General features: G+C 69.5%; 19 protein-coding genes. 11 read left to right on the top strand and 8 right to left on the bottom strand.

Features of this window, described 5'->3' with window-relative positions; genetic code table 11:
* Positions 1-113: 113 nt before the first annotated feature.
* Together ACWGKT_RS28580 and ACWGKT_RS28575 are read left to right on the top strand one after the other, a co-directional pair.
* Positions 114-1,415, top strand: coding sequence for a UDP-glucose dehydrogenase family protein (locus ACWGKT_RS28580; RefSeq protein WP_453275977.1), 1,302 nt, complete (start codon positions 114-116; stop codon positions 1,413-1,415).
* A 3-nt stretch (positions 1,416-1,418) separates the two neighbouring features.
* Positions 1,419-2,192, top strand: coding sequence for a polyprenol monophosphomannose synthase (locus ACWGKT_RS28575; RefSeq protein WP_453275976.1), 774 nt, complete (start codon positions 1,419-1,421; stop codon positions 2,190-2,192).
* A 39-nt stretch (positions 2,193-2,231) separates the two neighbouring features.
* On the opposite strand, the gene ACWGKT_RS28570 is transcribed toward ACWGKT_RS28575, so the two are convergent.
* On the bottom strand, positions 2,232-3,116 hold the full coding sequence (locus ACWGKT_RS28570; RefSeq protein ID WP_356154166.1) for a hypothetical protein: 885 nt from the start codon (positions 3,114-3,116) through the stop codon (positions 2,232-2,234).
* Between the two features lie 423 nt (positions 3,117-3,539).
* On the opposite strand from ACWGKT_RS28570, the gene rplM reads away from it, so the two are divergent.
* From rplM to glmM, 3 genes are all read left to right on the top strand, one after another.
* Positions 3,540-3,983 (top strand): 50S ribosomal protein L13, encoded by a 444-nt coding sequence (gene rplM / locus ACWGKT_RS28565; protein WP_235456314.1) that lies wholly within the window; start codon positions 3,540-3,542, stop codon positions 3,981-3,983.
* A 42-nt stretch (positions 3,984-4,025) separates the two neighbouring features.
* Positions 4,026-4,547 (top strand): 30S ribosomal protein S9, encoded by a 522-nt coding sequence (gene rpsI, locus ACWGKT_RS28560; RefSeq protein ID WP_235456313.1) that lies wholly within the window; start codon positions 4,026-4,028, stop codon positions 4,545-4,547.
* 223 nt (positions 4,548-4,770) lie between these two features.
* Entirely contained in the window at positions 4,771-6,129 is a 1,359-nt protein-coding gene (gene glmM, locus ACWGKT_RS28555) for a phosphoglucosamine mutase (protein WP_356154163.1), read from the top strand.
* On the opposite strand, the gene ACWGKT_RS28550 is transcribed toward glmM, so the two are convergent.
* The 5 genes from ACWGKT_RS28550 to ACWGKT_RS28530 all read right to left on the bottom strand — a co-directional run bounded on the left by ACWGKT_RS28550 (position 6,126) and on the right by ACWGKT_RS28530 (position 9,809).
* Positions 6,126-7,073, bottom strand: a complete 948-nt coding sequence (locus tag ACWGKT_RS28550; RefSeq protein WP_453275975.1) for a DUF389 domain-containing protein — start codon at positions 7,071-7,073, stop codon at positions 6,126-6,128. The genes glmM and ACWGKT_RS28550 overlap by 4 nt on opposite strands.
* Positions 7,074-7,104: 31 nt before the next feature.
* Positions 7,105-8,073: a type I pantothenate kinase gene (coaA, locus tag ACWGKT_RS28545; protein WP_453275974.1), complete on the bottom strand. Its 969-nt coding sequence runs from the start codon at positions 8,071-8,073 to the stop codon at positions 7,105-7,107.
* 153 nt (positions 8,074-8,226) lie between these two features.
* The gene (locus ACWGKT_RS28540) at positions 8,227-8,829 is read right to left on the bottom strand and encodes a hypothetical protein (RefSeq protein ID WP_453275973.1); all 603 of its coding nucleotides are present in this window, start codon (positions 8,827-8,829) and stop codon (positions 8,227-8,229) included.
* A 14-nt stretch (positions 8,830-8,843) separates the two neighbouring features.
* Positions 8,844-9,179 (bottom strand): hypothetical protein, encoded by a 336-nt coding sequence (locus ACWGKT_RS28535; RefSeq protein WP_453275972.1) that lies wholly within the window; start codon positions 9,177-9,179, stop codon positions 8,844-8,846.
* A gap of 207 nt (positions 9,180-9,386) precedes the next feature.
* Positions 9,387-9,809, bottom strand: a complete 423-nt coding sequence (locus tag ACWGKT_RS28530; RefSeq protein ID WP_453275971.1) for a hypothetical protein — start codon at positions 9,807-9,809, stop codon at positions 9,387-9,389.
* A 145-nt stretch (positions 9,810-9,954) separates the two neighbouring features.
* On the opposite strand from ACWGKT_RS28530, the gene glmS reads away from it, so the two are divergent.
* Entirely contained in the window at positions 9,955-11,802 is a 1,848-nt protein-coding gene (gene glmS, locus ACWGKT_RS28525; RefSeq protein WP_356154160.1) for a glutamine--fructose-6-phosphate transaminase (isomerizing), read from the top strand.
* Here the strand turns inward: glmS and ACWGKT_RS28520 are convergent.
* Entirely contained in the window at positions 11,763-11,987 is a 225-nt protein-coding gene (locus tag ACWGKT_RS28520; RefSeq protein WP_453275970.1) for a DUF397 domain-containing protein, read from the bottom strand. The two genes, glmS and ACWGKT_RS28520, sit on opposite strands and share 40 nt — an antisense overlap.
* Before the next feature lie 7 nt (positions 11,988-11,994).
* Entirely contained in the window at positions 11,995-12,846 is an 852-nt protein-coding gene (locus ACWGKT_RS28515) for a DUF5753 domain-containing protein (protein WP_453275969.1), read from the bottom strand.
* Positions 12,847-13,017: 171 nt separating this feature from the next.
* Here ACWGKT_RS28515 and ACWGKT_RS28510 point away from each other — a divergent pair, with 171 nt between their 5' ends.
* The 5 genes from ACWGKT_RS28510 (at position 13,018) to ACWGKT_RS28490 (ending at position 17,298) form a co-directional block, all read left to right on the top strand.
* Positions 13,018-13,497 carry an ATP-binding protein gene (locus ACWGKT_RS28510; protein ID WP_453275968.1) on the top strand — a complete coding sequence of 160 codons (480 nt, stop codon included), beginning with the start codon at positions 13,018-13,020 and terminating at the stop codon, positions 13,495-13,497.
* Positions 13,494-14,420, top strand: coding sequence for a hypothetical protein (locus ACWGKT_RS28505; RefSeq protein WP_453275967.1), 927 nt, complete (start codon positions 13,494-13,496; stop codon positions 14,418-14,420). The genes ACWGKT_RS28510 and ACWGKT_RS28505 overlap by 4 nt, the downstream gene beginning before the upstream one ends.
* 9 nt (positions 14,421-14,429) lie before the next feature.
* A complete protein-coding gene (locus ACWGKT_RS28500; protein WP_235456298.1) occupies positions 14,430-14,801 on the top strand; it encodes a holo-ACP synthase in 372 nt (123 codons plus the stop codon).
* A 46-nt stretch (positions 14,802-14,847) separates the two neighbouring features.
* Positions 14,848-16,278, top strand: a complete 1,431-nt coding sequence (locus ACWGKT_RS28495; protein WP_453275966.1) for an NAD(P)H-hydrate dehydratase — start codon at positions 14,848-14,850, stop codon at positions 16,276-16,278.
* 153 nt (positions 16,279-16,431) lie between these two features.
* Entirely contained in the window at positions 16,432-17,298 is an 867-nt protein-coding gene (locus tag ACWGKT_RS28490) for a L,D-transpeptidase family protein (protein ID WP_453276015.1), read from the top strand.
* Positions 17,299-17,323 lie beyond the last annotated feature (25 nt).

The following is a 17,323-nucleotide window of genomic DNA, read 5'->3' as shown; positions in this document are numbered from 1 at the left end:
CTTTTCGCCACTTTTCTCCACCCCTGAACAGGGGTCTTCTCCCCCCTTGGCAAGGGCTTTCTCCATCCCCGAGCAATCCCTGAGCAAGGGCCTGAACACGAAAGGCCGTATCCATGCGGCTCACCGTCATCGGCACCGGCTACCTCGGTGCCACCCATGCCGCCTGCATGGCGGAGCTCGGCCACGAGGTGCTGGGCGTCGACGTCGACCCCGACAAGGTCGCCGCGCTGCGGGCCGGGCGGGTGCCCTTCCACGAGCCGGGGCTGCCCGAGCTGATCGCCGAGCACACGGCTAGCGGCCGGCTGCGCTTCACCACCTCCTACGAGGAGGCCGGGGCCTTCGGCGAGGTGCACTTCGTGTGCGTCGGCACCCCGCAGCTCAAGGACTCCGAGGGCGCGGACCTGACGTACGTGGACGCCGCCTTCGCGGCCATCGCGCGCCACGCGGCGCCGGACGCCCTGCTCGTCGGCAAGTCGACCGTGCCGGTGGGGACGGCGGCGCGGCTGGCCGCGGTGTGCGACGCCGAGGTGGCGTGGAATCCGGAGTTCCTGCGGGAGGGCTTCGCCGTCGAGGACACGCTGCGGCCGGACCGGTTGGTGTTCGGGGTGGAGTCGGACCACGCCGAAACGATTCTGCGCAGGGTGTACGAGCCCGTCCTCGCCGCCGGGACCCCGGCCGTGACCGCCGACTTCCCGACCGCCGAGCTGGTGAAGACGGCCGCGAACGCCTTCCTCGCCACCAAGATCTCCTTCATCAACGCGATGGCCGAGGTCTGCGAGGCGGCCGGCGGGGACGTCACCCGGCTCGCCGAGGCGCTGGGCCACGACGACCGGATCGGCGGCCGCTTCCTGCGCTCCGGCGTCGGCTTCGGCGGCGGCTGCCTGCCCAAGGACATCCGCGCCTTCGCGCACCGCGCCGACGAACTGGGGGTCTCGCTGGCGTTCCTGCGCGAGGTGGACGCGATCAACATGCGGCGCCGGGACCGGGTGGTGGAGCTGGCGCGCGAGCTGTGCGGGGGAGACGTCCTGGGCGCCCGGATCACGGTTCTGGGCGCCGCCTTCAAGCCCGACTCGGACGACATCCGCGACTCGCCCGCGCTGAACGTGGCCGCCCGGCTGCGGCTCGACGGGGCCGACGTCACGGTGTACGACCCCGCCGCGACGGACAACGCCCGCAAGGCGTTCCCGCTGCTCGGGTACGCGCTGTCGGCCGAGGAGGCGCTGCGCGGGGCCGATCTGGTCCTGCATCTGACCGAGTGGCCGCAGTTCCGGGAGATCGACCCGGAACCGGCGCGGTCGCTGGTGCGCCGTCCGCGCATCGTGGACGGCCGGGGGGTGCTCGACGCGGACCGCTGGACCGCGGCGGGCTGGCGGTTCCGGGCGCTGGGTAGACCCGCGCCCCATGGGGAGGAATAAGGAATGGACGAGTCCTACCGGAACGCTCGGGTCACCGTGGTGATGCCGACGTACAACGAGGCGGCGAACCTGCCGCGGATGGCCGAGGCGGTGCTGGGTCTGCCGCTGGACGGCCTGCATCTGAAGATCGTCGACGACTCCAGTCCGGACGGCACCGGCCGGATCGCCGAGGAGCTGGCCGAGAAGTACAACACCGACGGCGCGCGCCGGATGAGCGTGCTGCACCGGACCGAGAAGGACGGGCTGGGGCGGGCGTACACGGCGGGCATGAGCGCCGCGCTGGAGGAGGGCGCCGAGTACGTCGTCCAGATGGACGCCGACGGCAGCCACCCCGTGGAGGCGGTGCCGCGGATGCTCGACGTGGCGGTGACGTCCGGGGTGGGCCTGGTGGTCGGCAGCCGGTACGTCGAAGGGGGGTCGCTGGACGAGGACTGGGGGGTCCACCGCGTCCTGCTGTCCCGCTTCGCGAACGCCTACGCCCGGGCCGTGCTCGGCACCCGGATCCGGGACATCACGGCGGGCTTCAACCTGTGGTCGGCACTCACCCTGCGGGACGTGGACCTGTCGTCCCTGGACAGCGCGGGCTACAGCTTCCAGGTCGAGCTCAAGTACAAGGCGGTCCGGGCCGGACACGACGCCGTCGAGATCCCGATCCGCTTCGAGGAGCGGACCGAGGGGGTCTCGAAGATGACGCTGCGCACGCAGCTGGAGTCGGCGGTGGTGCCGCTCCGGCTGCGCATCAAGCGCGGCTCCTGGAAGAGCTCCGCCAGGCCCTGACCGGGCCTGGCGGGGTCCGGGGGCGTGCGCGCCCCCGGCTCAGCCGTTCGCCGCGGCCGACGCCTGGGCCTCGCCCCGGCGGCGGATCTGCCGGAACGTGAACTCGGCCAGGTCGTCGCCGGTCGAGAAGACCTTCGTGTCCTTGGTCGTCACGTCCTTGCCGTTGGTGAAGCCGGCGACGGTGAAGTAGGCGTAGCGGCCGTAGAAATTGGTCGTCGACCGGCAGATCGCCGCGTTGCAGAAGGACTTCACGCCCTTGCCGTCGAGCGACTTCACGAAGCTCTTCCGGTCGGCCTGGCCTTTGGCCTTGGCGGCCTTGGCCTCGGTGTCGAAGACGGCGACGCCGACGGTCACCGCCACGCCGTCCTTGATGTAGCTGACCCGCAGCACGCGGGTGCAGCCGTTGGTGGTGAGGACCTTCGGGAGGCTGCCCCGCGTGGCCGAGGCGCAGTCCTTGGTGTCGGCCGTCGGGCCCTTCTTGTAGACCGTCTCGCCCATGGTCAGCTGGGTGCCCGGGAAGAGGGTCTCGGCGCTCAGCGGTGCCGTGTCCTTCTTCACGTCGGAGATGAAGTCCTTCGGGTCCAGCGGCGGCGGGGCGCTGGTCGGGTCGAAGGACGGCGCCGGATCGGAGGTGTCGCTCGGCAGCGAGGCGCTCGCGGGCAGGTTCGACGGCTGCCCCGACGCGTTGTTGTCGCCGTTCGCGGACACCATGGCCATGGCGACGGCGGTGCCTATCGCCACCGTCGCGAGCGCGCCGCCGCCGATGAACAGCACTCGGCGCCGCTTGTTGCGCGTCTCCGAGGCCTCGGCGAGCGCGGCCCAGTCCGGGGTCTGGTCGCTGCCGCTGCCGCTGCTCCAGGGCTGCTGTGACTGCGGTTTCCAGGGATCCCACTGGGACTGGGGTCCCCCCTGCCCATAACTCATGGGGCGCATCTTAGACGGGGTCCTGGGGGGACGGGTGCGCCTCTACTACGGGCGATAGGGGACTTATCAGTACTGGTCGGCGCATCTCAACCGGCCGGCATCCGAGGTCGAGGCCGTCCGGGCCGAAGCGGGGTACTGAGGGCGGCAGCCCCCAGTGACGGCGCCCTACACTGGGTGCACGGACAGGCGGAACCTGGCACGCATCGGCACCGTTTTGACCCAGCCGAGGCACCGCAGGTATTCTGCTTCTTCGTTGTGTATTGGCTTGGCTCTTCTCACGGACCTGGCCCTTACACCGGTCCACCGGGCCGATGACCAGCGACCTGCACGCGGTTTGCGTCACCGCAGTGCGGTCAGGGCTGTCGTGATCGTCTTCGGTGACCTTGTCAGGACCATTCACTGAAGAAGCGAAGGCTACGAACCGTGCGTACGTACAGCCCCAAGCCCGGCGATGTGACGCGCCAGTGGCACGTCATCGACGCCCAGGACGTTGTCCTGGGCCGTCTCGCCACCACCGCAGCGACCCTCCTCCGGGGCAAGCACAAGCCGATCTACGCCCCCCACGTCGACACCGGTGACTTCGTCGTCATCATCAACGCCGACAAGGTGCACCTCTCCGGCAACAAGCGGACCCAGAAGATGGCGTACCGCCACTCCGGCTACCCGGGTGGTCTGCGCTCCGTCCGCTACGACGAGCTGCTCGCCAAGAACCCCGAGAAGGCCATCGAGAAGGCCGTCAAGGGCATGCTCCCCAAGAACACCCTGGGCCGTCAGATGCTCTCCAAGCTGAAGGTCTACTCGGGCGACCAGCACCCGCACGCTGCCCAGCAGCCGGTGCCGTTCGAGATCACCCAGGTCGCGCAGTAAGTCCGGCCACCCCCTAAGACCGAAGAGAATCTGAGGAGAATCGTGGCCGAGACCACTGCCGAGCAGCCGCTCGAAGAGACCGAGCTCGTCGACATCGACAGCTACACCACCGAGTCCGAGGTTCCCGTCGAGGGCGAGTACACCTCGGAGTCCCTGGCCTCCCGCTTCGGCGAGCCCCAGCCGGCCGCCGGCCTGGGCCGTCGCAAGAACGCCATTGCCCGCGTCCGGATCGTTCCGGGCACCGGCAAGTGGAAGATCAACGGTCGCACCCTCGAGGACTACTTCCCGAACAAGGTGCACCAGCAGGAAGTCAACGAGCCCTTCAAGGTGCTGGAGCTCGAAGGCCGCTACGACGTCATCGCCCGTATCGCGGGTGGCGGTGTCTCCGGTCAGGCCGGTGCGCTCCGTCTGGGTGTCGCCCGTGCGCTGAACGAGGCGGACGTCGACAACAACCGCGGCCCGCTGAAGAAGGCCGGCTTCCTCAAGCGCGACGACCGTGCGGTCGAGCGCAAGAAGGCCGGTCTGAAGAAGGCCCGCAAGGCCCCGCAGTACAGCAAGCGCTGATCTCGCTGCCTGCTCGTACTCCGAACGCCCCGGCGGCACGCCACAGTGCCGCCGGGGCGTTCGTTTATCACACATCTTTGGGTCTAATGGCACAAGACGCTCAAAGGCTTGTGTGATCGGATGTTCAGGCATGGAATGCCTGGGATGCGGAGCCGAACCGACCGGGCATCGAACCAGCGAATGCCCGACGGCTTCCGAAACTGACGCTTCCTCAGGAGGACAAGTGGGACGACTCTTCGGCACGGACGGCGTGCGCGGTGTCGCCAACGCGGACCTGACGGCCGAGATGGCGCTCGGCCTCTCTGTCGCGGCGGCCCACGTACTGGCCGAGGCGGGCACTTTCGAGGGCCACAAGCCGACGGCGGTGGTCGGACGGGACCCGCGCGCGTCCGGGGAGTTCCTGGAGGCCGCCATGGTCGCGGGCCTGGCGAGCGCGGGCGTGGACGTGCTGTGCGTCGGCGTGCTGCCGACGCCCGCGGTGGCGCATCTCACCGGCGCGCTCGGCGCGGACCTCGGCGTCATGCTCTCCGCCAGCCACAACGCCATGCCCGACAACGGGATCAAGTTCTTCGCCCGCGGCGGCCACAAGCTCGCCGACGAGCTGGAGGACAGGATCGAGGCCGTCTACGAGTCGCACCGGCACGGCGAGCCCTGGGAGCGGCCGACGGGCGCGGGCGTCGGGCGGGTGCGGACCTACGACGCGGGCTTCGAGCAGTACGTCACCCACCTCCTCGGCGTGCTCCCGAACCGTCTCGACGGCCTGAAGATCGTCCTCGACGAGGCGCACGGCGCGGCCGCCGGCGTCTCCCCTGAGGCCTTCACGCGGGCCGGTGCCGAGGTCGTCACCATCGGTGCCGAGCCGGACGGCCTCAACATCAACGACGGCTGCGGCTCCACCCACCTGGACAAGCTCAAGGCCGCCGTCGTCGAGCACGGCGCCGACCTCGGCATCGCGCACGACGGCGACGCCGACCGCTGCCTGGCCGTGGACCACACCGGCGAGGCCGTGGACGGCGACCAGATCCTGGCCGTGATCGCGCTGGCGATGCGGGAGCGTTCCGCACTGCGCTCCGACACCGTCGTCGCGACCGTGATGTCGAATCTGGGCTTCAAGCTGGCCATGGAGCGCGAGGGCATCCACCTCGTGCAGACCGCCGTCGGCGACCGCTACGTCCTGGAGGAGATGAAGCAGCACGACTTCGCCCTCGGCGGCGAGCAGTCGGGCCACGTCATCATCCTCGACCACGCCACCACCGGCGACGGCACCCTCACCGGCCTGCTGCTGGCCGCCCGCGTCGCCGAGACCGGCCGTACCCTCCGGGACCTCGCCTCGGTCATGGAGCGGCTGCCGCAGGTGCTCATCAACGTCCCGGACGTCGACCGGACCCGCGTCGGCACCTCCGCCGACCTGGCGGCCGCGATCACCGAGGCCGAGCGCGAACTCGGCTCCACCGGCCGGGTGCTGCTGCGCCCGTCGGGCACGGAGCCGCTGGTGCGCGTGATGGTCGAGGCCGCGGACATCGACCAGGCCCGCACGGTCGCGGGCCGCCTGGCCGACGCCGTGAAGTCGGCTCTCGGCTAGAACCGCGGCGTCCTCGCCGTACGTTCCCGTTGCCTGGCCCAGAACCACTTCTGGGCCAGCAGCGTGAGCGTTCCGGCCAGAACGATGCCCAGCAGGTTCAGCAACAGCTGCTCCGTGGAGCCCCAGGCCTGCCGGTACTCGGTGAAGGCGAAGGCCACGGCGGCGTTCGCCGCCGCCGGAACGGTCGTCACCGAGATCGCCACGCCCACCAGGGCACCCGACTTCGCCGAAGTGAGCGACAGGGTGCCGGCGACACCCGCCAGGACGGCGACGACGAACGAGAACGCGTCCGGCCGGTAGATGAAGTTGGTGTTCGGCCGCTCGGCCTCCAACTGGACCTTGGTGAACAGGCCGACGGCGTCCATGAAGTATGTGAAGCCGACCGTCACCAGCAGGGCCACCGCGAAGCCCACGAGCAGCGCGTTCAGCGAGCGCGCCGCCAGCCGCGGGGCACGCTGGACGAGCGCCGTGCACAGGCCCGCGAGCGGCCCGAACTCCGGCCCGACCGCCATGGCACCCACGATCAGGATCGCGTTGTCCAGCACCACACCGCAGGCCGCGATCATCGTGGCGATGGTGAGGAAGGCGACGTAGGTGGCGGACAGCGTCGACTCCTCGTGTGTCGCGTCCTCCAGGTGCTCCCACAGCACCGCGTCAGCGCCCTCGCCCGGCGCCTCCTCCTCGGCCTTGTCGGCCCGCCTGGACAGCGACAGGTCGATGTTCTCGACCGCGATCGAGCCCTTCTCGTCGATGCCCAGCGTCCGCAGCGCCCCGAGGAGCTCGTCGCCCGCCTCCCGCGCCACGTCGCACATGACGACGTCTCCGGCCGGGTTGCGCGCGGCACCCAGCACCACCACGAGGTGAGTCGTACCGACCGTGCGCTCGATGAGTCGGACCACCTCGTCGGTGCGGTCGGCCGGGATGATCAGACGCAGATGCAGCATGACGCCTTTTTAACAGGCCTCCATGAACACGTCACAGCTTGCGCAGGCGCAGCCGCTGCACCTTGTGGTCCTGGCCCTTGCGGACGACCAGGGTGGCGCGGCCACGGGTGGGGGCGATGTTCTCGACCAGATTCGGCTTGTTGATCAACCGCCACTGCGTCCGGGCGTAGTCGAGGGCCTCCTCCTCGGAGACCTGCGTGTATTTGCGGAAGTACGAGTCCGGGTTCTGGAAGGCCGTTTGGCGCAGCTTCTTGAACCGGTTGAGGTACCAGCGCTCGATGTCCTCGGCGCTCGCGTCGACGTACACGCTGAAGTCGAAGTAGTCCGCGAGGCCGACCCGGGTGCGGCCGTCCTTGCCGGGCAGGGCCGGCTGGAGGACGTTCAGGCCCTCGACGATGAGGATGTCGGGGCGGCGGACGGTGAGCTTCCTGTCCGGGACGATGTCGTAGATCAGGTGGGAGTAGACGGGGGCCGTCACCTCGTCCTTGCCGGCCTTGATGTCGGCGACGAAGCGGGTGAGCGCGCGCCGGTCGTACGACTCGGGGAATCCCTTGCGTGACATCAGACCGCGGGCCTCCAGCTCCTTGGTGGGCAGCAGGAAGCCATCCGTAGTCACCAGTTCGACGCGCGGATGTTCGGGCCAGCGGGAGAGCAGGGCCTGGAGCAGACGGGCCACCGTGGACTTCCCGACCGCCACCGAGCCGGCGACTCCTATGACGAACGGGGTGCCCGATTGGGAGCCCTGCTCGCCGAGGAACGTGTTCAGCGCCCCTCTGAGTCCGTCGGTGGCACCGACGTAGAGATTGAGCAGCCGGGACAGCGGCAGATAGATGTCCCGCACCTCGTCGAGGTCGATGACATCGCCGAGACCACGCAGTTTCTCGACCTCCTCGGCGGTGAGTGGCAGCGGCGTCTTGTCGCGCAGCGCGCTCCACTCGGCACGGGTGAGGTCGACGTAGGGAGTCACCTCCGGCCGGGACCGGTGGGCGCTCCGGGGCATCGAGGAGACCGGAGAGATCACAGTCCATTGTTAACGGAGTTTGAACGGGGGTGCGGGTGGGGTGCGTCACGTGCGCTTGCCTACTGCGTACCGTGGCAGGCAAGCCGGACGGCGTTCCCCTCCGATGTGGTCTTGGAGAGGAACGCCGTCCTGCTATTGCTGTTCGACCAGGTACCTGACGAAGTCCACGACGAATTCGCCGTACTGGAGAGCCGATCCGATGGCTTCCAGCCTCGCGTACTGCTCGGAGGACAGCGAGGCGTCAGGGGCACTTCTGATGGCTCTCAGCAACACCCGGAACGCCAGCTCCGGGGTGCAGCGGCTCGCGCAGTCGGTGAGCGCCGCACGCACCTCGGCCGCCAGGAACTGCGCCCCCTCGATCTCGGCGACGACCGCGTCGAGGCATGCCATGCCGTCCTCCGTGTCCGCCCCCGTGAGCGGGCGCACATCCGGGTTCGCCGACAGCCGCGCGTCACACAGGGCGACGACCGTCCGCGTCCACTCGGCTCCTCCTCCAAGACTTTCGAATCTCGGTATGTACTGCGCTCCGGCTTCCCACAGCACCTCCAAAGTCGGTGACGGAAGGTTGCCGAGAATCCGTGCGTCACGGCGTACTGCCAGAGCCTCCTCGTCGACCGACTCCGCGAGATGTTTGGCGACGACGTCGGCAGCCGTGTCACCGTCGTGGGTCCAGTCCTGGTGGAAGAAACCCATCACCCACGACACACCGAAGTCGAAATCTGTGAAGCGTGGCATCGCGACTTACCTCCTCACGTCGGATAGCAATCCTGTACGTAGTAGCCGTTCGGGGGTCCCGGGGCTCGCACGAGCTTGATGTAGTACGCGTTGCCCGCCTCCTTCCAGGTCCCGTCCGGGTAGTAGGCCTTGCCAAGAGAGTTTCTCGTCCCGAAATATGCCTCCCAGTCCAGGTCCGGCCTCCTGGTCTTCTGAAGCCAGTTCCTGATTCGATTCGCATTTTTGGCCAATGCGTAGTCGACGACCTCCTCGACGGCGGCCAGCGCGCTCGTGCTGGGAATCGGGTCCCAGCGCGGGCTGATGCTCACATCTGTCAGGAGCGGTGTCGCCTCCCGCACCACCGGCAGCACGGCGTCCCGCAGATCGGTCCGCGAAGGGGGGCGGCACGGCGGTACCGGGGGCGACCTCTCTCAGGTGCTAGAGAATGCCGTACTGCTCACGCTGTCTCGCCATCGTGGGTTGCCCTGCCTTCGAAAGACGTCGGCGGGTGGACCCGCTCCGTCGCAGGGACGGGCCCACCCGCGGTGGATGTCGGCCGTTCACGCCGTGTCTCTCGGTCAGGCAGGCCGTGGTCCGATCAGGGCGGCCTCCACGGCGTCACCCGTCATCTCGATCAGTACGGCTTTTTCCCGCATGCCTGCGGGAAGGCGCGCATGCGCTTCGGTGCCGCAGAGGAATACACCCTCGCCCGGTTCGAAGATCACCGCTTCCAGCCGTGAGGCAAGTTCGGCCACGATGGCGAATACGCCGGGACCGGAATGCGGACGCTCCACCTGGATGCCGGTCTCGTCGACGAAGATCTCGGCCTCACTACGGTCCACGGCCCGGACCCAGTACTGCAGGCGTCCGTCCTCCATCACCGTGAGTGTCGGGTCACCGATGTCGTAAGGATCGAGAACCGCCCGAACGACATCCTTGTCCAAGGGGACGGGCGCGTCGCTGCCTTCGACGAACTTGTGGATCGACGGGCTGTAGCTCACAGAAGGCCTCTCTCTGTACTGGGTTGTTGGTCCCAGGGTCTCCTACGTCCCGCGCACCGGCGGCTTTCGTACTCTGGTGGGAATTTCCGATTTCGGGCACGCGGCGGCTACTTTCACACCGGCGTCGGCCCCTAGGCTGCGGCACATGTGCGGAATCGTGGGATACGTGGGGGCGCAGTCGGCGCTCGATGTCGTGATGGCCGGGCTGAAGCGGCTGGAGTACCGGGGATACGACTCGGCGGGCGTGGCCGTGCTCGCGGACGGTGGGCTGGCCGGTGCGAAGAAGGCCGGCAAGCTGGTCAACCTGGAGAAGGAACTGGTCGAACGGCCGCTGCCGACCGGTACGACGGGTATCGGGCACACCCGCTGGGCCACGCACGGCGGTCCGACCGACGCCAACGCCCATCCGCACCACGACAACGCGGGCCGGGTCGCGGTCGTGCACAACGGGATCATCGAGAACTTCGCGCTGCTGCGGGCCGAGCTGGCCGAGCGCGGCCACGACCTGACGTCCGAGACCGACACCGAGGTGGTCGCCCACCTGCTGGCCGAGGAGTACTCGTCCTGCGCCGACCTCGCGGAGGCGATGCGGCTGGTGTGCAGGCGGCTGGAGGGCGCGTTCACCCTCGTCGCGGTGCACGCCGACCAGCCCGACGTGGTCGTCGGCGCGCGGCGGAACTCGCCGCTGGTGGTGGGCGTTGGAGAGGACGAGGCCTTTCTCGCCTCGGACGTCGCCGCGTTCATCGCCCACACGCGCGCGGCGATCGAGCTGGGTCAGGACCAGGTGGTGGAGCTGCGCCGGGACGGCGTGAGCGTCACCGGCTTCGACGGCAGCGCCGCCGAGGTGCACTCCTACCACGTCGACTGGGACGCGTCGGCAGCGGAAAAGGGGGGTTATGACTACTTCATGCTCAAGGAGATCGCCGAGCAGCCCAAGGCGGTCGCCGATACGCTCCTGGGCCGCATCGACGCGGCCGGCTCGCTGACCCTGGACGAGGTCCGCATCAGCGCGGCCGAACTGCGCGAGGTCGACAAGGTCGTCATCGTCGCCTGCGGTACTGCCTTCCACGCCGGGCTGATCGCCAAGTACGCCATCGAGCACTGGACCCGGATCCCGTGCGAGGTGGAACTGGCCAGCGAGTTCCGCTACCGCGACCCGATCCTCGACTCCCGCAGCCTGGTCATCGCCATCTCGCAGTCCGGCGAGACCATGGACACCCTGATGGCCCTTCGGCACGCCCGCGAGCAGGGCTCCAAGGTGCTGGCGATCTGCAACACCAACGGTTCGACGATCCCGCGCGAGTCGGACGCGGTGCTGTACACGCACGCCGGGCCGGAGGTCGCGGTCGCCTCGACCAAGGCGTTCCTGACCCAGCTGGTGGCCTGCTATCTGGTCGCGCTGTACCTCGGCCAGGTGCGGGGCACCAAGTGGGGCGACGAGATCCGGGCGGTGATCCGCGACCTCTCGCAGATCTCCTGCCAGGTCGAGCGCGTGCTTCAGACGATGGAGCCGGTGCGGGCGCTGGCGCGGTCCCTGGCCGGCAAGAACACGGTGCTGTTCCTCGGCCGGCACGTCGGCTACCCCGTGGCGCTGGAGGGCGCGCTCAAGCTGAAGGAGCTGGCGTACATGCACGCCGAGGGCTTCGCGGCGGGCGAGCTCAAGCACGGGCCGATCGCGTTGATCGAGGAGGACATGCCGGTGGTGGTGGTCGTGCCGTCGCCTCGGGGCCGGTCCGTCCTCCACGACAAGATCGTCTCCAACATCCAGGAGATCCGGGCCCGGGGCGCGCGGACGATCGTGATCGCGGAGGAGGGGGACGAGGCGGTGGTGCCGTACGCCGACCACCTGATCCGCATCCCGGCGACCCCGACCCTGCTGCAGCCCCTGGTGGCGACGGTGCCCCTGCAGGTCTTCGCCTGCGAACTGGCTACTGCCCGGGGCAACGAGGTGGATCAGCCTCGGAACCTGGCGAAGTCGGTGACGGTGGAGTAGCCGGGGTTCTTCAGGGCTTCTATGAAGGTGGCGAAGGCTCCGCTCGGGAAGGTGAGGGTTGCCCTGGCCGGGGCCTTCGAGTCGCGGACGGCTATGTGGATGTCCAAGTTCGCGATCTCGACGCAGTCGTTGCCCTCACCTCCGCCGGAGAAGGACGACTTCTGCCACTCGGTGGAGGTGGTCATGCTGTCCTCACAGTTCCTTCGCCAACTGGTGGATGAAGTCACGTGACTGCTCTGCCGGAAGCGACGCTTCCTTCACCCTACGGAAGAGCTTTCGAAAGTGCTTCAGTTGGGCTTCGGAGTCGACGAAGGCCGTGCCGTGCGGAGCATCGCGCACCACGGTGTCCAGGCGAGAGACTGCTCCCCCCAGGTGCACCATGGCGCTTCCGGCTCCTGCGAAGTCGTCCAGTGCGAAGGGGACGACCCCGACCGTGACGTGGTCCGCATCCGACATTTCCAGGATGCGCGCCAGCTGAGCTCGGGTGGCGACACGTCCGGCCACCTTGATGCGAAGCGCCGCTTCGTGGATCACGGCCTCGTACGGAATGGGGTCGGCACCCTCGATAATGATCTTCCGCTTCATCCGGTGATCCACGCGGAGTTCCACCTCGCTGTCCGGGAACTCGGGGTTCATGTAGGCGAAGAGGGTCCGTGCGTACTCCGCCGTCTGGAAGAGCCCTGGTACGTGGATGACCGCCACGTCGTGACGGAAGGTCGCGTGGTGATCCAGCTCGGCGAGGTCCAGATAAGCGGCGGGAAGGATGCCTCGGTACTCCTCCCACCAGCCTCGGGTTCGGTCGGTCGCCAAGTTCACCAGGGCATCGATCAACGCGCCGTCGGAGCAGGCGTAGTTGGCGGCCAAACAGCGGAGCCGCTTCTCGCTCACGCCTGCGAGGGCTGCCTCGATCTGGCTGATCTGGGCTGGGCTCACGCCGAGCAGCGCTGCGGCTTCGCGGGCTGCCAGGCCTGCCGCATCGCGGAGCCGGCGCAATTCGACCCCCAGGCGCATCTGGCGCGCTGTTGGCTCCTGCCTCAATGCCATCGAATGCTCCTCCCAATGCCCCTGTAAGTGCGACTCGTTCGGGGGCCAGGCTATGCGATCGGCTTGCGAAACTTAAAAAACTAGGTCTACCGTCAGTGACGCGACGCACACGCTGCGGAATTCCGGGGCGCCGGAAGCGCACCACTCCGTCCTGCCGCGACGGATGTGGCAATGCCACCGCCCGCAACCCGCAGATCTCCGAAACCCCCACCAACGAACCGGAGCTGCCCCACGCCCGAAAACGAATCCGAACCGTGGGAGTACTCCCTGTACATCCCGAACGACCCCCGAGCCGTCACCGTCAGCCGCCGTACCCTCCGCCTGATCCTCACCATGCACGGCCTGATCGGGCTCGTGGACACCGCGGAACTCCTCGCCACGGAGCTGGTGGGCAACGCCGTACGCCACACCAAGGGGCCCGCCGCTCTGCGCGTGCGCTGGTCACCACCCGGCGTGCTGCGCATCGGGGCGTGGGACGCCGACCCGGAACCGCCCGAGCCCCCGCGACCGCTCGGCCGCCTCGTCGACGTGGAAGAGGGCCGGGGTCTGTCGCTGGGACGGGCCTGCTCCGACCTCTGGGGCTGGCAGCCGCTGTCCCGATTCGGCAACCGGGGCAAGTACGTGTGGTGTGAGCTGACTTCGGCGGCGTGAACGATACTTCGCCACTCGCAACCTTCCAGGAGCGGCCCGAGATCTTGTCACCCGTGTTCGGGGTGCTGGGTGTCCCGTTATCCGCAAAGGCGACCGTGGACGCCGTCTCCACGGACGTGACGGAGGCCCGGCCGCTGGAGCGACGCGTGGACACCGTGCTGTGTGTCGGTCCGTCCGACGGTGAGGACTTCCTGCTCGCCATCGAGTCGCAGTCGGGTAAAGACGAGGGAAAAGCGTCGAGTTGGGCGTACTACGTCGCCTACCTCCGGGCGAAATACCGCCTGCCCGTGCTGCTCCTCGTGGTCTGCCAGGACAGGGCCACGGCCAAGTGGGCGACCGGCCCCTTCGTCTGCGGCGCGCGCGGCTGGACGGCTCAGCGGACCTATCCGCTGGTCGCGGGGCCGGACAATCTGCCGAAGATCACGGATGTCAGGACCGCGGTGAAGAACCCCGCACTGGCGGTGTTCTCCGCCCTGGCACACGCCCGCAGCGCCGACTGTGAGGCCATACTGAGGGCAATCACAGCTGCCCTTCAGGAGATCCGGGAAACGGACCCCGAGACCGCCGACTACTTCTACGACTTCCTGGAAATCAGCCTGGGTAACAGCCCGGCCGGACAGAAACTGAAGGAAATCATGTCGTTCGTCAGCTACTTCCCCGGCCGGGGGACGGTCCGTGAGACGGCCTATCTCGAAGGCAAGGTTGAAGGCAAGGTCGAAGGCGAGGCCAAGGGAGTCCTGCGCGTGCTGGAAGTACGTGGCCTTCCGATCTCCGACGAGGTCCGTGAACGCATCACCGCCTGCACCGACCTCGACCGCCTCAACGACTGGCTCGACCGGGCCGGAACCGTGGCGTGCGCGGAAGAACTCTTCAGCGAACACCCGGAAGTTCCGGGAAGTCTCCGGTCGCCGGAAGGATCGTAGAGTGCCCGGATGAGCATCATCGGGGTTGGTATCGACGTGGCCGAGATCGACCGGTTCCGGGCGTCGCTGGACCGTACACCCGGGCTGGCCGGGCGGCTCTTCCTGGACAGTGAGCTGTACCTGCCGAGTGGGGAACGCCGAGGCGTCGCCTCGCTCGCGGCGCGGTTCGCGGCCAAGGAGGCCGTCGCCAAGGCGCTCGGCGCGCCGCCGGGCATGCACTGGACGGACGCCGAGGTGTTCGTCGAGGACAGCGGGCAGCCGCGGTTGCGGGTGAAGGGGACGGTCGCGGCACGGGCGGCCGAACTCGGGGTCAAGGCGTGGCACCTGTCGCTGAGCCATGACGCGGGCGTCGCCTCGGCCATGGTCGTGGCCGAGGGCTGACCGGATCGGGTGCGGCCCCCGCGTCTTTCGGGAGAGACTCGACCGCATGCGGACTGCGTACAGCGTGGAGACGGTGCGGGCGGCCGAGCGCGAGCTGATGGCCAGGCTTCCGGAAGGCGCCCTCATGCAGCGCGCCGCCGCCGGACTGGTCGCCGCGTGTGCCGACCTGCTCGGGCGGGTCTACGGCGCCCGGGTGGTCCTGCTCGTGGGCAGCGGCGACAACGGCGGCGACGCCCTGTACGCCGGGGCCCGGCTCGCCCGGCGCGGGGCCGGCGTCGCGGCGGTGCTGCTGAACCCCGAGCGCGCGCACTCCGGCGGGCTCGCCGCGCTGCGCCGGGCGGGTGGCACGGCCGTCCTCCCGGACGCGGCCGAGGGCCTGATCGCCCGGGCCGATCTCGTCGTCGACGGCATCGTGGGCATCGGCGGGAAGGGCGGACTACGGCCCGAGGCCGCCGCCCTCGCCGCACTGGCCGAGCGGTCCGCGGCCGCCGTCGTCGCCGTGGACCTGCCGAGCGGGGTCGAGGCGGACACCGGTGAGGTGCGCGGCGACGCCGTCCGGGCCGATCTCACGGTGACCTTCGGGACGCACAAGCCGGGGCTGCTGGTCGATCCGGCGCGCGAGTACGCCGGGACGGTGCGGCTCGTCGACATCGGGCTCGACCTGCCCGCCGAGGCCGAACTGGAGGCCCTGCAGCACGCGGACGTGGCCCGGCTGTTGCCGATGCCGGGGGCCGAGAGCGACAAGTACCGGCGCGGTGTCGTCGGCATCGCCGCCGGCTCGGCGCGGTATCCGGGCGCGGCGGTGCTCGCCGTCGCCGGGGCGCTGCGCGGCGGGGCGGGGGCCGTGCGGTACGTGGGGCCCGCCGGGGACGCGGTGATCGCCCGCTTCCCCGAGACGCTCGTCTCCGACCGGGGCCCGCACAAGGCCGGCCGTGTGCAGGCCTGGGTCGTGGGGCCGGGGGCCGGGGACGACGCGGCGACCGTGGCGGAGGTGTTGCGCGAGGAGGTGCCGGTGCTGGTCGACGCGGACGGGCTGCGCCTCGCGGAGCGGGACGCGGTGCGCGCACGTACGGCACCGACGCTGATGACCCCGCACGCCGGCGAGGCGGCCGCGCTGCTCGGCGTGGACCGGGCGGAGGTCGAGGCCGCGCGGCTGGCGTCGGTCCGCGAGCTGGCGGCGCGCTACCGGGCGACCGTACTGCTGAAGGGGTCGACCACCCTGGTGGCGGACGCCCGGGGCGGAGCCGTACGGGTGAACGCGACCGGCACGTCCTGGCTCGCCACGGCCGGCAGCGGCGACGTGCTCTCCGGGCTCACGGGCTCGCTGCTGGCGTCCGGGCTCCCGGCGCGGGACGCGGGCAGCGTGGGGGCGTATCTCCACGGCCTGGCCGGGCGGTACGCGGCGGACGGGGCGCCGGCCGGGGCGCATGACGTGGCGTCGATGATCCCGGAGGCCTGGCGGGACGTACGGGACTGACGCGGGGTCCACCCGTCGGGTGACCTGACCGCGCGGCTCCCGGGATCCGCGGCGGCGGCACGTTTGTCTGATCGCGTGATGAATGGACACATCGCGCTCCACAGACGAATCGCCCACCGAAGCCTCGCCCGATGCGTCACCTCAAGCCTGGCCGTGCTGCTCGTCGCCGTGACCGTCCTGCCCGCGGCCGGTACCGCGACGGCCGCCACACCGACGCCCCAGGCCCCCGGCGGCTCCGGCCCCGAGGCCGAGTTGGTGCCCGGCGTGGCGCCGGGGCCGGCGCAGCCCTGGCAGATCGACACGCCCGACCAGGTGCTGCCGCCGAAGGTGTACACGCCCAGTGCCAAGGAGGACGCCGTCGAGCCGCGGGACGCCCCGCGCGGGACGTACGACCTCATCGAATACGTGCCGTTGACCGACGCCGTCGCGAAGGTCGCGTGCAGCAGACAGGCCGGGCCCTACCAGCGGCAGGTCGAGCGGTGGCTGAAGCGGAAGGCGGACGGGAAGCAGTCCGCCGCCGACTGCAAGGCCATCCGGGCCTTCCAGAAGAAGCACAAGATCAAGCCCGCCACCGGCTTTGCCGGACCCGTGACCTGGGCGCAGATGATGCTCCTGTCGGCCCGGAAGAATCCCAACGCGGCCAAAAAATGCCCTATTCGGACGTATCGGGTCGCCTGCGTCGATCTCGACCGGCAGGTCACCTGGGTGCAGAAGGGCGGCAAGGTGGTCTTCGGGCCGGTGTCGATGCGCAGCGGGCGCAAGGGCCACGCGACTCGCGGCGGCTGGCACACCGTTTACTGGCGGCACAAGAACCACTGGTCGACCCTGTACAACTCGCCCATGCCCTACGCTCAGTTCTTCGACGGCGGACAGGCCTTTCACGCCGTCTACGGCAGCATCTACACCACCATCGGGTCCTGGGGCTGCGTCAATCTCAAGCTGGCCGACGCGCGCAAGCTGTGGGGTGTGCTGAAGAAGGGGGACCGGGTATTCGTCTGGGGCCGCAGGTCCGGGAGCTAGGGCCTGAGCCGCGGCGCTGTCGGAC

The sequence above is a fragment of the Streptomyces sp. NPDC054794 genome, from assembly GCF_053611585.1.
Note: the sequence above shows the minus strand (reverse complement) of the source record. Positions and strands in the feature narration are given on the sequence as shown.

What these genes read in the sequence shown, in the direction of transcription:
- ACWGKT_RS28540 (WP_453275973.1), bottom strand. Translation starts at nt 8,829, where the DNA reads ATGCCACGCTTCACAGATTTCGACTTCGGTGTGTCGTGGGTGATGGGT.
- glmS (WP_356154160.1), top strand. Translation starts at nt 9,955, where the DNA reads ATGTGCGGAATCGTGGGATACGTGGGGGCGCAGTCGGCGCTCGATGTC.
- ACWGKT_RS28580 (WP_453275977.1), top strand. Translation starts at nt 114, where the DNA reads ATGCGGCTCACCGTCATCGGCACCGGCTACCTCGGTGCCACCCATGCC.
- ACWGKT_RS28520 (WP_453275970.1), bottom strand. Translation starts at nt 11,987, where the DNA reads ATGACCACCTCCACCGAGTGGCAGAAGTCGTCCTTCTCCGGCGGAGGT.
- coaA (WP_453275974.1), bottom strand. Translation starts at nt 8,073, where the DNA reads ATGCCCCGGAGCGCCCACCGGTCCCGGCCGGAGGTGACTCCCTACGTC.
- ACWGKT_RS28500 (WP_235456298.1), top strand. Translation starts at nt 14,430, where the DNA reads ATGAGCATCATCGGGGTTGGTATCGACGTGGCCGAGATCGACCGGTTC.
- ACWGKT_RS28510 (WP_453275968.1), top strand. Translation starts at nt 13,018, where the DNA reads ATGCCACCGCCCGCAACCCGCAGATCTCCGAAACCCCCACCAACGAAC.
- ACWGKT_RS28570 (WP_356154166.1), bottom strand. Translation starts at nt 3,116, where the DNA reads ATGAGTTATGGGCAGGGGGGACCCCAGTCCCAGTGGGATCCCTGGAAA.
- ACWGKT_RS28515 (WP_453275969.1), bottom strand. Translation starts at nt 12,846, where the DNA reads ATGGCATTGAGGCAGGAGCCAACAGCGCGCCAGATGCGCCTGGGGGTC.
- ACWGKT_RS28550 (WP_453275975.1), bottom strand. Translation starts at nt 7,073, where the DNA reads ATGCTGCATCTGCGTCTGATCATCCCGGCCGACCGCACCGACGAGGTG.
- ACWGKT_RS28575 (WP_453275976.1), top strand. Translation starts at nt 1,419, where the DNA reads ATGGACGAGTCCTACCGGAACGCTCGGGTCACCGTGGTGATGCCGACG.
- ACWGKT_RS28495 (WP_453275966.1), top strand. Translation starts at nt 14,848, where the DNA reads ATGCGGACTGCGTACAGCGTGGAGACGGTGCGGGCGGCCGAGCGCGAG.